This is a genomic window from Rhodococcus sp. GA1, assembly GCF_024321955.1.
GTDB lineage: Bacteria > Actinomycetota > Actinomycetes > Mycobacteriales > Mycobacteriaceae > Rhodococcus > Rhodococcus pyridinivorans.
In genome coordinates this window covers 378,124-390,388 of sequence record NZ_CP097186.1, presented here as the reverse complement: position 1 = coordinate 390,388, position 12,265 = coordinate 378,124, and the positions used below count along the sequence as shown (strand labels likewise).

Below are 12,265 nucleotides of genomic sequence, written 5' to 3'. Positions count from 1 at the left end.
TCTTTCGACCATGATCGTCGACGTGACGCCGCTTCCCGGGATCGGTGTACGCAAGGACTTCGAACTGGCCTCCGGGCGCCGCATCGGGGTGATCACCCATCGGGACGGTCACAGCGACCTCATCATCTCGAAGGCGGGCGACCCCGACGCGTGTGCGGCCTCCCTGCCTCTCACCGTCGAGGAGGCGGCGACGCTCAGCAATCTGCTCGGTGCCCCACAGCTCGTCGCCCAGTTGCGTGAGGACCACCGCGACCTGCCCGGAATCCTCACCCGCCAGCTCCACATCCACGAGGATTCACGGTTCGACGGAGCGGTACTGGGCGACACCGCGTTGCGCACCCGCACCGGTGTGTCCGTCGTGGCCGTGATGCGTGCCGGTCAGGTCATGCCGTCCCCGACACCCGACTTCGTTCTCACGGGTGGGGACATCCTGGTGACGGTCGGAACGGCCGACGGTCTCGACGCGGCCGCCAGGATCCTGCGCAACGGCTGATCCCGCAGAATGGACACGACGACACTCGCACTCATCGAACTGGGTGCGGTGTTCTTCGGACTCGGCGTCCTCGGACGGCTCGCGGCGCGGATCGGCATGTCGCCGATCCCGTTCTATCTGATCGGCGGCCTGTGCTTCGGCAATGGTGGCTTCATCCAGCTCGGCGATATCGGGGCGTTCAGTCACATCGCCAGCGAGATCGGCGTGGTCCTGCTGCTGTTGCTGCTCGGTCTCGAGTACACCGCGAACGAGTTGATCAGCGGCCTGCGACGCTCCCGGATGGCAGGCCTGCTCGACCTCGCCCTGAACGCGGTGCCGGGAGCCGCCATCGCGCTGATCCTGGGTCTCGGACCCATCGGCGCCTTCGTGCTTGCGGGTGTCACCTACATCTCGTCGTCCGGGATCGTGGCGAAGGTCCTCGCCGATCTGGGGCGCCTCGGCAACCGCGAGACACCGGTCGTCCTGTCGATCCTCGTCTTCGAGGATCTCGCGATGGCCGTCTACCTCCCGATCCTCACTGCGATCCTGGCGGGCGTGAGTCTGCTCGGCGGCCTCGAAGCCGTCGCGATCTCACTCGGTCTCGTCACCGTGGTGTTGGTGCTGGTGGTGCGATACGGGCGCTACGTCTCGGTCGTGCTCGACAGCCCCGATCGGGAAACGCTGTTGCTCAAGCTGCTCGGCGCAGCGCTGCTGGTGGCGGGGATCGCGTCGGCCCTGCAGGTGTCCGCGGCCGTGGGCGCCTTCCTGCTGGGCATCGCCATCTCCGGTTCGACGGCACACAACGCGGTCCGGGTCCTCGAACCGCTCCGCGACCTGTTCGCCGCCATCTTCTTCGTCTTCTTCGGGCTGAACACCGATCCGACGGCGATACCGCCGGTGCTCGGCTGGGCGATCCTGCTGGCCGTGCTGACCGCGCTGACGAAGCTCGTCACCGGATGGATCGCGGCGGCCCGTCACGGTATCGCCGTGATGGGCCGGGCGCGCGCCGGCGCGGCACTCATCGCCCGGGGAGAGTTCTCCATCGTGATCGCCGGGCTGGCCGTCGCCTCCGGACACGTCGACAGTCGCCTCGCGGCGATCGCTTCGGCATACGTGATGATCACCGCCGTGCTCGGTCCGGTGGCCGCGCGGGTCGTCGAACCGGTGATGCGGTTCGCATCCACACGACTCCCCGGAGGTGACGAGCGACAGCGCCTTCCCGGAGACGAACCGGAGCTTCTCTAGCGGCCCCTTCTCCAGCGGCCTTCTTCTGCTGACCTCGGGGTCCGGAACGAAGAACGAGGGCCGCCCGATCGGATGGCCCTCGTTCTTCGTGACAGATGTCAGTCGAGGTAGTCGCGCAGCACCTGCGACCGCGACGGGTGGCGCAGCTTCGACATGGTCTTCGACTCGATCTGACGGATGCGCTCGCGCGTCACGCCGTAGACCTGACCGATCTCGTCGAGGGTACGCGGCTGGCCGTCGGTGAGGCCGAAGCGCAGACGCACGACGCCCGCTTCACGCTCGGACAGGGTCTCGAGCACCGACTGCAGCTGATCCTGCAGCAGGGTGAAGGAGACGGCGTCGACGGCCACGACGGCCTCGGAGTCCTCGATGAAGTCGCCGAGCTGGCTGTCGCCCTCGTCGCCGATCGTCTGGTCGAGGGAGATGGGCTCACGCGCGTACTGCTGGATCTCCAGCACCTTCTCCGGCGTGATGTCCATTTCCTTGGCGAGCTCCTCGGGCGTGGGCTCGCGGCCCAGATCCTGGAGCAACTCGCGCTGGATACGACCGAGCTTGTTGATGACCTCGACCATGTGCACCGGGATACGGATGGTGCGGGCCTGGTCGGCCATGGCACGGGTGATGGCCTGACGGATCCACCAGGTCGCGTAGGTGGAGAACTTGTAACCCTTGGTGTAGTCGAACTTCTCGACCGCGCGGATCAGACCGAGGTTGCCTTCCTGGATCAGGTCCAGGAACGCCATGCCGCGGCCGGTGTAGCGCTTGGCGAGCGAGACGACGAGACGGAGGTTCGCCTCGAGCAGGTGGTTCTTGGCCCGGTTGCCGTCGCGGCAGATCCAGTTCAGATCGCGGCGCTGCGCGACGGGGAGCTTCTCGCCCTTCGCCGCCAGCTGCTGCAGCATGTGGGTCGCGTACAGACCGGCCTCGATGCGCTTGGCGAGCTCGACTTCCTCCTCGGCGTTGAGGAGGGCGACCTTGCCGATCTGCTTGAGGTAGGCGCGCACGGAGTCGGCCGAGGCGGTGAGCTCGGCGTCCTTGCGTGCCTGACGCAGCGCCTCGGACTCCTCCTCGTCCCAGACGAAGTCGCCCGAGGCCTTGTCCTTCTCGCTGGGCTCGTCGTCCTCGACCACCACATCCTCGGCGCCGGCGAGATCACCCTCCGAGACCTCGAGGTCTGCGAGGTCCGCTTCCTCGGTGGCGACGAAGTCCTCGTCGCCCGAACCCGCAGCCTTCGTGGCCTTCTTCGCTGCCTTCTTCGCGGTGGTCTTCTTGGCGGCTGCCTTCTTCGCAGGAGCCTTCCTGGCGGCGGCCTTCTTCGCGGGGGCCTTCTTCGCAGCGGTCTTCTTCGCCGGCGGCTTGGCACCGGGAGCGGTGCCCTCCGCGGAGTCCGCAGCGCCTGCGACGCTCGAAGCGTCCGCAACGGGTGCCGATTCGTTGGCGGAATCAGCGGTGTGGATGTCGGTGGCTGCCACGTACGCCCTTTCGTGACGAGGTAGTGCGGCGTCGCGCCAGAGTGATTCCGGCGGAGAGGTCTGTCGGGATGAGGGCCGGTTCCGGCCTGCTGGGGACCATTGTAACGATCCCTCGGGCGGCCGATGCGCCGGACTCAGGGAGTGACACCTGTTTTCGCAGCATAAGCAGCCCCTACGATTCCCGCCGCGTTGCGCAGTTCGGCGGGGACCACCGGGGTGCGGTTGGTCAGGAGCGGGATCCACTTCTCGTGCTTGCGGCTGATGCCGCCGCCCGCGATGAACAGGTCGGGCCAGAGCAGATCCTCGAAGCGGGCGAGGACGCGCGAGACCTCCTTGGCCCACTGCTTGTACGACAGGTCGTTGCGCTCCTTGACCGACGAGGCGGCGCGGTGCTCGGCCTCCTTGCCGTCGACCTCCATGTGCCCGAACTCGGTGTTGGGCAGCAGTACACCGTTGTGCAGCACGGCCGAACCGATCCCGGTGCCGAAGGTCAGGAGGATCACCACGCCGTCGGTGTCCTTGGCGGCACCGAAGCGGTCCTCGGCGATTCCCGCGGCGTCCGCGTCGTTGAGCACCGAGACGTCCCGGCCGCCGAGCACCCGCGAGAAGAGGGATCCGGCGTCGGTCCCGATCCACGACTTGTCGATGTTGGCGGCGGTGCGGGCGACACCTCCGGTGACCACGCTCGGCAGGGTCACGCCGACGGGACCCGTCCAGCCGGCTTGTTCGACGATCTGCGCCACCGTCTTCGCCACGGCCTCGGGAGTGGACGGTTGCGGAGTGAGGATCTTGATGCGGTCGCCGACCAAGCGGCCCGTGTCGAGATCCACCACGGCACCCTTGACGCCACTTCCCCCGATGTCGACTCCGAATCCGTGGTTGACGGGAGTCGCTCGGTCCGTGGGGACGTCCTGTGCCATTGCGTACTTCCTCTCGCTGGGTGGGGCCGGCTGCTCCGCTCGTGGAAACGATAGTGCCCGGTGTCACCGGGTGCGGGGTCGGTGGCGAAACCGTCGGCACTGTGTTCGGATCGGTTCGTGCACGCACAGAGAACAATCCCCGAATCCGAGTTGTCCGCGCTGAGGGATGTGGCGGTGACCGTCGCCCGTGAGGCCGCGTCCTACGTCCGTGTACGCCGGGTCGAGCTGTTCGGTCCTCCGGGCTCGGGGGAGGCCGCCAGTGTGGGGACGAAATCGACGGTGACCGATCCCGTCACCGCCGCCGACACCGAGAGTGAGGAACTCATCCGGCGTCGGCTCACGGAACTGCGGCCGGGCGACGCCTTCCTCGGCGAGGAGACCGGGGCCGACGGCGGGACGGCGACTGCCGCGAGCGGAGTCGTCTGGGTGGTCGATCCCATCGACGGCACCGTCAACTTCGTCTACGGACTCCCCGCCTCGGCGGTCTCGGTGGCCGCGCGGGTCGACGGACGCTCGGTGGCCGGTGCCGTCGTCGACATCGCCTCGGGGGAGACGTTCTCGGCGGCAGAGGGTCTCGGTGCCCATCTGGACGTCGACGGCACGCGGGTGCCGTTGCGATGCAATCCCGTGACGGATCCGCGACTGGCGCTCGTGGCGACCGGCTTCTCGTACTCGCCGGCACGACGCGCACGTCAGGGTGAGCTGGTGGCGGCGCTGCTACCGAGGGTGCGCGACATCCGGCGTGTCGGAGCGGCCGCCCTGGACCTGTGCATGGTCGCGGCCGGCAGGGTCGACGCCCACTACGAACACGGACTCGGTCCCTGGGACTGGGCGGCGGGGGCGCTCGTCGCTGCGGAAGCCGGTGCGGTGGTGCGTGTCCCGAGCGGCACCGGGGACGACGGGGAACTCACGGTCGCGGCCGCGCCGGGGATCGCGGCCGATTTCGAAACTCTGCTCGCCGAAATCGGAGCGCTCGACGCAATTCCGAATTGACCGTTTCGTCACATCATGAATTGTGGTTCGTCACCTTTTACCGCAACAGTGACGAAAAACAGGATGCACGGTCTGTGAAAAGAGATTCAGCACCGGGCATTGCGTGCGGCCGTGAGTAGATCGAGGTCGAGCGGAGCCGTCTCCTCGCCTGCCGGGACCTCGCGTAGTGCCCGCAGGACCTCTTCGGCATCCGCCCCGGGGGAGATGTCCCGGAAGTAGGTTCCCAGCGCGAGGTCGACGGTGTCGTCCTCGCGTGTGTCCTGCACCAACTCGGCGCACGGGGCGAGCAACCACACCGAGGACGCAGCAGCGCGCCCGGCCTCGCCGAAGCGGATCTGCCCCTGGCACTGCATGTTCTGGTCGACGTAGACCGGATCGTTGCCGGCCTGCACGTCGGGCGGGCTCGAGAAACCGTAATCGCTCAGCTGAGCGGCCACGTGCGTGGCCTGGCCGCGTTCGCCGTTGGCGTTGTAGACGCGCACCCGGGTGGCCGTCAGGGGAGCGGGTTCGACCTCGAGCAGCGTCGACCGGTCCACGACCTCGCCGAGCGGAGCCGGTTGCGGGCCTTCGGGGTCGGTGGCCTCGGTCGGGGGAGCGTTGCACGCCACGGTGGTCGTGACGGGCTCGGACGAGGTGAACACGGAGGACCACACGACGATCGTGCCTGCGGCGAGGACGGCACCCGCCACGGCGGCCGGGACCACCCGGCGCCGACGGAACGGGCGGCCGCGGTCATCGGTTGCGCTTCCTTCGGTGATCAGGGAAACCACGCGGCCCTGCCTCTCGTGTCATGCCGTGTTCGTCGCACTCACTGTAGAGGTCGCGGACGTGGTCGGTGGAACCGCCGACCCGAGGAAATGTCACGAGTCGTTGTGTTGTTGATGACGATTGCCAGACAATTCCCGGCGTTTCCACGCATCGATTGCATATTCGTGCGTGAGGTCGGCTATTGTTCGGCGGCCGAACCGTCCAAGAATGGGCGGTGCGGCGCGAAAACAGAGTCAATTCGGGTATGCCACAGCAATGGCACACCCGTCGGGAACTCCAACGGACGGCCGTGCGTTGCCCTGGCCGGGAGCACCGTCCGTGTCCCGGCCGGCTACCGGTACGAGTACTAGAAGGTAAGAGGAAATGGCGACTGACTACGACGCACCCCGGCGGACCGACAGCGACGATGTGTCGGAGGATTCACTCGAGGAACTGAAGGCCCGGCGCAACGAGGCCCAGTCCGCTGTGGTGGACGTCGACGAATCGGACACCGCCGAGTCCTTCGAGCTGCCCGGGGCGGATCTGTCCGGCGAAGAGCTGTCGGTGCGTGTCGTCCCGAAGCAGGCCGACGAATTCACCTGCTCGAGCTGTTTCCTGGTGCATCACCGGAGCAGACTCGCGAGTGAGGAGAACGGTGTCATGATCTGCCGGGACTGCGCAGCGTGAGGACATAGGGCAGCGTGAGGACATAGGTGCGAAACGAGGCCGGGTGACGACGATGCGCCGTGGTCACCCGCGTCTCCCTCCTGCGTGCCCCGGCGCCGCGGCAGCCTCTGCTGTTCCCGGCATCCGGGGCCGTGTCGTATCCGGGCCCTGTCGTATCCGGGGACCCGGTGCCCGTTCGAACAGCCCTACTTGCGGGTCGGATCGTCCTTGCGGCCCGACTCGTCGCAACCCAGCGCCGCGAGCAGTTCGGCAGGCCGCCGCGTGCTCACCAGCCAGTAGGGTGTCGGATCCTCCGGGTCGTCGAGCACGACGAGCGCCATGGTCCGCACCCAGGGACGGTGCTGGACGAACGCCGCCGGATCGAGCTGGCGGCCCATCGCGGCGCTCTTGGCCGACGCCGGAACCACCACACCCCGCGAGATCACGTCGACGGGCAGATGTGCGCGACCGACGACGAGTTCGCCGTCGACCACCTCGACCCGGCTGCGTGAGAGCCAGGTCAGGACCCAGATCGGGACCGGGAGCAGAAGGACGTAGGGAAGCCACGCGTACATCCCCGGGGCACCCATGTGCAGCTCGGCCGCGAGCAGGGCGGCCACACCGAGCCCGATCGGCCACCACCACCACGGCACCCACATCCGCTCCGAGAAGGTCGGAGCGTCGGCCGTCGGAGGTGTAGTCGGTGAGGTGCGCGAGGAACGGGACACACCGTAAGGATAGTCGCCTCGGCGGAGCGACCCGGCACGCGAGTAGTCTCGGACGACGTGACCGATCTTCCCCCGATACCGCTGCGCCGGCTCGATCCGGAGCTCCCCGTGCCCACTCGTGCCCACCCCGGTGACGCCGGTGTGGACCTGTGCACGTCGGTCGACGTGACCCTCGGCCCGGGGGAGCGGGCGCTCGTCGGCACCGGCATCGCCGTCGCGCTGCCCGTGGGCACGGTCGGCCTGATCCACCCGCGTTCGGGCCTCGCCGCCAAGTTCGGTCTGTCCGTCGTGAACACTCCCGGGACGGTCGACGCGGGCTACCGTGGAGAGATCAAGGTGTGTCTGATCAACCACGACACCGAGCGCGCCGTCGAACTCCGCCGAGGCGACCGCATCGCGCAGCTGCTCGTCCAGCGTGTCGAACTCGTCGAATTCGTCGAAGTGGACGAGCTCGACGACACGGCGCGGGGCAGCGGCGGATACGGATCGAGCGGCGGGCACGCCGGCCTCGTGAAGGAGGGTTCCTGACATGTTCGGACGACGCCGCAAGGACCGCGGGTCGAACATCGAGGCGACCGACGCCGCTTCCGCCGGCGACCTCGGCGCGTACGACGAGCCCGCCGACGAGGAGTACGACGAGTACGCCACCGGAAGTGCGGCCGATTCCGGCCCGTACGACATCGACGAGGTCGACGAGGAGACGGTGACCGCCTCCCGTCTCGACCTCGGATCCGTGCTCGTACCGCTGCCGGCCGGTGGTCAGATCCAGGTCGAGATGGCTCCGAACGGGACGCCGCAGAACGTCCATCTCGTGACCCAGTTCGGGCGCATCACGGTCTCCGCGTACGCCGCACCGAAGTCGCCGGGACAGTGGCGTGAGGTCGCCGCCGAGCTCGCGGAGACGCTGCGCAACGACAAGGCCGAGGTCAGCATCGAATCGGGGCCGTGGGGTCGCGAACTGCACGGCAGGACCGCGAACGCGGATCTCCGGTTCATCGGTGTCGACGGCTTCCGCTGGATGATCCGCTGCGTCGTCGCGGCGCCCTCGGGGAACGCCGGAGCCGACTCCGAACTCGTCGGGATCGCACGGTCGGTGATCTCCGGCACCGTCGTCCGCCGCGGATCCGAACCCCATCCGGTTCGTACACCGCTGCCGATCGTGTTGCCCGAGGCACTCACCCGCCAGCTCGTCGCGGCGCAGGAGCAGCAACAGCAGGCCGCCGCGCAGCAGCAACAGCAGGCCGCCGCGCAGCAGCAACAGCAGGCCGCCGCGCAGCAGCAACAGGGCGCAGCTCCGGCGCAGCCCGCTCCGCGGACGGCCCCGCCGGAACAGCCCGCCCAGCAGACGCAGCAGGTCCCGCCCGCCCGGCAGACGCCGCCGCGCCGCGGCGAATCCGGTTCGGCGATGCAGCAACTCGGCTTCTGAGGCCGGTACCGATCATCGGTTCGGGACGGGGACGATCCTGTCGAGCGCGGCGAGGCACAACCTCCCGAGCACGGAGGGGTCGTCCCCGACCTGTTCGAGTGTCACCGTCGCGAGTTCCGCGTGAGGGATCTCCCGCGACCATTGCCGCCCCACTGCGAGCGGATGAACCGCGTCGTCCACCGCGGCGGCGATACCGACCGGCACGGTCACGGCACGCAGTTCGTCGACGTCGAGTGCCCGGTAGTGTGCGGCCTCGTCCAGCGCGGACGGGAGATCGGGCCACTGGGCGCTCCACGAACGCGTCAATTCCCGGGCGAGCCAGGGCGGACTCGACGCCGTCATCGCAGCGGTGACCGTATCGAGCCCGTGGGCGCGCAGTTCGGAGGCCGTCCACCGCGCGCTCGCGGCGGCCGGCGCCTCCCGCGGATCGCCGGTCCATGCAGGTAGGGCAGCGAGGACGCCGACGACCCGGTCCGGATTGTCGTATGCCCACCTCAACGCGACGGCTGCACCGATCGACACCCCTCCGACGAGGATCGGCCCGTTCTCGGCCGCCTCGTCGAGCGCGGTGAGATAGCTCGCCACCACACCGCGCGGATCCGGATCGACGGCGATCGGGATGATGCTCCGCCGTCGGAGTTCGGCGCCGAACGCCTTCTCGGCGAAGCATGCGTCCGAACCCGTACCGGGAAGCACGACCGCGGTGCCGGCGGTCGGGGGGACCGGGGATTCGCTGTGGGACATGCGGACGATCCTGCACCATCGAACCCCGGAGACCGCGCTCACCTGCCCGCACGGCAGGACGACCGACGGCTGCACGCGCGTGTGCACCGTGCAACTTGTATCCGGCGAGAATGGGTCTACAGTGGCGGGCGAAGAAGAGTCCGGTGGCGCGAGATCCGTGCCCCTTCCGTACAGGAGCGTGTTATGGCTTCCCCGGCCGGCTACCTGCGTCGGCTCACACGGCGGCTCACCGAGGACATCGAAGAACTCGATGCCGAGCAGATGGCCGAATCCTCGCACTCCACGGGCGCCCTACCCGTCGTCGAATGCGCCCGCGGTCAGGAAGTGACCATGTACGGACGTCTTCGCAGTGTCGAGTCGTGTTCGCGTGCCGCTGCCGCCGTCGTCGAGGCGGAGTTCTTCGACGGGACCGACTCGATCCAGCTCGTGTGGATCGGTCGTCGGCGCATTCCGGGGATCGAGCCCGGGCGTACGTTGATGGTCCGCGGTCGTGTCGGCGAACGCGACGGACGCAAGGTGATCTACAACCCCTACTACGAGCTGCGCGAGCCCGCCTGACCTCTGTGCGCGCGGAGTGGTGCCCCTGGTGCACGCAGGGTCGTACCCCTGTGCCGGATGTGGCAGGCTCGTAGGAGTGAGCGACACCAACCAGCAGACGATGCTCGAACAACTCGGTGGGATCAGCGGGTTGGTCTATTCGACGCTGCCGGTGCTGGTGTTCGTCCCCGTCAACAGCCTGTGGGGCCTCACCGTCGCCATCTGGTCCGCGCTGGGCGTCGCCCTCGCGGTGCTCGTGTGGCGCCTGATCCAGCGCACCCCCATCCAGCCCGCGGTCTCGGGCTTCTTCGGAGTCGCCCTGTGTGCCTTCATCGCTCATCGCACCGGCGACGCGAAGGGGTACTTCCTCTTCGGGATCTACGCGAGCCTGGTCTACGGGGGCGCATTCCTGTTGTCCGTGCTCGTCCGCAGACCGCTCGTGGGCGTGATCTGGGGGATGCTCAACGGCCAGGGATCGCGGTGGCGTTCGCATACCACCGCGGTGCGCGCCTACGACGTCGCGACCCTCGCGTGGACCCTGGTCTTCCTCGGTCGCTATCTCGTGCAGAACCACCTCTACGACGAGGACCGCACCGGCTGGCTCGCGGTGGCCCGGATCGGCATGGGCTGGCCGCTTACTGCTCTTGCCCTGCTCGTGACCCTCTGGGCGGTCCGGCGTGCCGACCGCATCGTCGAACCCGCGCCCTCGGAGACGGTCGGTGACGCGCCGGCCGACGATCCGGCGACGGACGACGGGCTGTCGAACAAGCCCCGCGACGAGCACGGCACGCACGACGGGCAGCCTCGGCTCCCCGGTCGGCACCGGCTCCGCGACTAGCGGTTCACCGCCTGCCGGAGATCATCCTCGACGTCCTCCGCCGTGACGAACAGCAGTTCGTCCCCGCCCTCGAGCGGATCGTCCGGCTGAGGGACGATCACCCGCCCGCCGCGCAGGATCGCCACGAGTGCCGTATCGCGCGGCAGTTCCAGTTTCCGGACCGGTTTCCCGGCGAGGGCGGTGGTGTCGCGCAGGGTGACCTCCACCAGGTTCGCGCCCTTGCGCAGCGTCATCAGCCGCACCAGATCGCCCACGGTGACGGCTTCCTCGACCAGCGCCGCGAGCATGCGCGGTGTGGACACCGCGACGTCCACACCCCACGATTCGTCGAACAGCCACTCGTTGCGCGGATCGTTGACGCGGGCTACGACCCGTGGAATACCGAACTCGGTGGTCGCGAGCAGGCTGAGGACCAGGTTGGCCTTGTCGTCGCCCGTCGCCGCGATCACGACGTCGTACTGCTCGAGTCCGGTGGATTCGAGCGAGCTGAGTTCGCAGGCATCGGCGTGTACCCACGTCGCGTCCGGCACGGACTCGGGTTCTACGTGGTCGAGTTTGCGCTCGATGAGCATCACCTCGTGGGCGTTGCGCAGCAGTTCCCGCGCTATCGAGCGCCCCACCGCTCCGGCGCCGGCGATCGCCACCTTCATGTGGGCTTCCTCTCGGGTGGACGGGTCAGTTCTCGTCGACCGGCGGGTTCTCGGCGTGTGTGATCGCCTCCGAGACCGAACCGGACACGGCCGCGATATAGACGGAGTCGTCGGCCTGCAGCACCGTCCTGCGGTCGGGCAGCAACCCGGTGCCGAACCGGATCAGGAACGCGACGCGCGAACCCGTGGCATCCTCGAGGTCGGTGATGCGTCGTCCGACCCACCCCTCGTGCACGTTCACCTCGGCGATGGCGACGGATCCGGTGGGATCGCGCCAGCGGGCGGTCTCGCTGTCGTGCGTGAGCGCATGCAGGAAACGGTCGGTGGTCCACGGCACAGTCGCCACGGTGGGGATGCCGAGCCGCTCGTACGCGGCGGCCCGCTTGGCGTCGTAGATTCTCGCGACGACGCGTTCGACGCCGAAGGTCTCGCGGGCCACGCGCGTCGAGATGATGTTCGAGTTGTCGCCGGACGAGACCGCCGCGAAGGCGTCGGCGTGTTCGATGCCGGCAGAGATCAGGACGTCGCGGTCGAAGCCCATGCCGAGCACGGTGCGCCCGGGGAAGTCCGGGCCGAGTCGTCCGAACGCGCTCTCATCGCGGTCGATGACCGCGACCTCGTGGCCGAGCCGGACGAGTGCGGTGGCCACCGCCGAACCGACCCGACCGCACCCCATCACCACCACGTACACCCCAGTGGACTCCGTTCCGGTCGATCTTTCCGAGACGGACCGCTGTGGACCGCCGATCCGAACGGTACCGCGTGACGATCTTCGAGAGGTCGTGACCCGGCCGAGGGGTACTTCGGGGCCGGAACCGCATAGGCTT

The 12,265-nt window shown here is 68.5% G+C and carries 15 protein-coding genes; 8 read left to right on the top strand and 7 right to left on the bottom strand.

The genetic code is table 11. The features are described 5' to 3' along the window. Nucleotides 1-10: 10 nt before the first annotated feature. Together M3330_RS01905 and M3330_RS01900 are read left to right on the top strand one after the other, a co-directional pair. Nucleotides 11-493, top strand: coding sequence for a cation:proton antiporter regulatory subunit (locus M3330_RS01905; protein WP_006551340.1), 483 nt, complete (start codon nucleotides 11-13; stop codon nucleotides 491-493). Nucleotides 494-502: 9 nt separating this feature from the next. Further along, complete coding sequence (locus M3330_RS01900) at nucleotides 503-1,717, top strand: cation:proton antiporter (RefSeq protein WP_019289208.1); 1,215 nt, start codon at nucleotides 503-505, stop codon at nucleotides 1,715-1,717. A gap of 98 nt (nucleotides 1,718-1,815) precedes the next feature. On the opposite strand, the gene M3330_RS01895 is transcribed toward M3330_RS01900, so the two are convergent. Then, nucleotides 1,816-3,189: an RNA polymerase sigma factor gene (locus tag M3330_RS01895; protein WP_064852054.1), complete on the bottom strand. Its 1,374-nt coding sequence runs from the start codon at nucleotides 3,187-3,189 to the stop codon at nucleotides 1,816-1,818. 134 nt (nucleotides 3,190-3,323) lie between these two features. After that, complete coding sequence (gene ppgK, locus M3330_RS01890; protein ID WP_024100721.1) at nucleotides 3,324-4,109, bottom strand: polyphosphate--glucose phosphotransferase; 786 nt, start codon at nucleotides 4,107-4,109, stop codon at nucleotides 3,324-3,326. Between the two features lie 99 nt (nucleotides 4,110-4,208). Here ppgK and M3330_RS01885 point away from each other — a divergent pair, with 99 nt between their 5' ends. Then, entirely contained in the window at nucleotides 4,209-5,102 is an 894-nt protein-coding gene (locus M3330_RS01885) for an inositol monophosphatase family protein (RefSeq protein ID WP_051121554.1), read from the top strand. An 86-nt stretch (nucleotides 5,103-5,188) separates the two neighbouring features. Here the strand turns inward: M3330_RS01885 and cei are convergent, their stop codons facing one another. Then, complete coding sequence (gene cei, locus M3330_RS01880) at nucleotides 5,189-5,872, bottom strand: envelope integrity protein Cei (protein ID WP_006551345.1); 684 nt, start codon at nucleotides 5,870-5,872, stop codon at nucleotides 5,189-5,191. A 361-nt stretch (nucleotides 5,873-6,233) separates the two neighbouring features. Between cei and M3330_RS01875 the strand changes: the two genes are divergently transcribed. Continuing rightward, the gene (locus M3330_RS01875; RefSeq protein ID WP_006551346.1) at nucleotides 6,234-6,536 is read left to right on the top strand and encodes a DUF4193 domain-containing protein; all 303 of its coding nucleotides are present in this window, start codon (nucleotides 6,234-6,236) and stop codon (nucleotides 6,534-6,536) included. Between the two features lie 185 nt (nucleotides 6,537-6,721). Here the strand turns inward: M3330_RS01875 and M3330_RS01870 are convergent, their stop codons facing one another. Further along, entirely contained in the window at nucleotides 6,722-7,174 is a 453-nt protein-coding gene (locus tag M3330_RS01870) for a DUF3093 domain-containing protein (protein ID WP_006551347.1), read from the bottom strand. A 126-nt stretch (nucleotides 7,175-7,300) separates the two neighbouring features. Between M3330_RS01870 and dut the strand changes: the two genes are divergently transcribed. Next, on the top strand, nucleotides 7,301-7,771 hold the full coding sequence (gene dut, locus M3330_RS01865) for a dUTP diphosphatase (protein WP_006551348.1): 471 nt from the start codon (nucleotides 7,301-7,303) through the stop codon (nucleotides 7,769-7,771). Between the two features lies 1 nt (nucleotide 7,772). Further along, entirely contained in the window at nucleotides 7,773-8,669 is an 897-nt protein-coding gene (locus M3330_RS01860) for a DUF3710 domain-containing protein (RefSeq protein ID WP_255026802.1), read from the top strand. A gap of 12 nt (nucleotides 8,670-8,681) precedes the next feature. On the opposite strand, the gene M3330_RS01855 is transcribed toward M3330_RS01860, so the two are convergent. Further along, nucleotides 8,682-9,413 carry an alpha/beta fold hydrolase gene (locus M3330_RS01855; protein WP_063714178.1) on the bottom strand — a complete coding sequence of 244 codons (732 nt, stop codon included), beginning with the start codon at nucleotides 9,411-9,413 and terminating at the stop codon, nucleotides 8,682-8,684. A 183-nt stretch (nucleotides 9,414-9,596) separates the two neighbouring features. Between M3330_RS01855 and M3330_RS01850 the strand changes: the two genes are divergently transcribed. Both M3330_RS01850 and M3330_RS01845 read left to right on the top strand, forming a co-directional pair. After that, entirely contained in the window at nucleotides 9,597-9,971 is a 375-nt protein-coding gene (locus M3330_RS01850; RefSeq protein ID WP_006551351.1) for an OB-fold nucleic acid binding domain-containing protein, read from the top strand. Nucleotides 9,972-10,047: 76 nt separating this feature from the next. Further along, complete coding sequence (locus M3330_RS01845; protein ID WP_094980547.1) at nucleotides 10,048-10,788, top strand: DUF3159 domain-containing protein; 741 nt, start codon at nucleotides 10,048-10,050, stop codon at nucleotides 10,786-10,788. Here the strand turns inward: M3330_RS01845 and M3330_RS01840 are convergent. Then, nucleotides 10,785-11,438 (bottom strand): TrkA family potassium uptake protein, encoded by a 654-nt coding sequence (locus tag M3330_RS01840; protein ID WP_033096558.1) that lies wholly within the window; start codon nucleotides 11,436-11,438, stop codon nucleotides 10,785-10,787. The genes M3330_RS01845 and M3330_RS01840 overlap by 4 nt on opposite strands. A 25-nt stretch (nucleotides 11,439-11,463) precedes the next feature. Next, nucleotides 11,464-12,129: a TrkA family potassium uptake protein gene (locus M3330_RS01835; RefSeq protein ID WP_219130266.1), complete on the bottom strand. Its 666-nt coding sequence runs from the start codon at nucleotides 12,127-12,129 to the stop codon at nucleotides 11,464-11,466. Between the last annotated feature and the right edge of the window lie 136 nt (nucleotides 12,130-12,265).

Excerpts from the sequence above, each read along its gene's own strand:
- M3330_RS01870 (WP_006551347.1), bottom strand. The coding sequence starts at position 7,174 with ATGTGGGTGCCGTGGTGGTGGTGGCCGATCGGGCTCGGTGTGGCCGCC.
- M3330_RS01855 (WP_063714178.1), bottom strand. The coding sequence starts at position 9,413 with ATGTCCCACAGCGAATCCCCGGTCCCCCCGACCGCCGGCACCGCGGTC.
- ppgK (WP_024100721.1), bottom strand. The coding sequence starts at position 4,109 with ATGGCACAGGACGTCCCCACGGACCGAGCGACTCCCGTCAACCACGGA.
- M3330_RS01850 (WP_006551351.1), top strand. The coding sequence starts at position 9,597 with ATGGCTTCCCCGGCCGGCTACCTGCGTCGGCTCACACGGCGGCTCACC.
- M3330_RS01860 (WP_255026802.1), top strand. The coding sequence starts at position 7,773 with ATGTTCGGACGACGCCGCAAGGACCGCGGGTCGAACATCGAGGCGACC.
- M3330_RS01905 (WP_006551340.1), top strand. The coding sequence starts at position 11 with ATGATCGTCGACGTGACGCCGCTTCCCGGGATCGGTGTACGCAAGGAC.
- M3330_RS01840 (WP_033096558.1), bottom strand. The coding sequence starts at position 11,438 with ATGAAGGTGGCGATCGCCGGCGCCGGAGCGGTGGGGCGCTCGATAGCG.
- M3330_RS01875 (WP_006551346.1), top strand. The coding sequence starts at position 6,234 with ATGGCGACTGACTACGACGCACCCCGGCGGACCGACAGCGACGATGTG.
- M3330_RS01900 (WP_019289208.1), top strand. The coding sequence starts at position 503 with ATGGACACGACGACACTCGCACTCATCGAACTGGGTGCGGTGTTCTTC.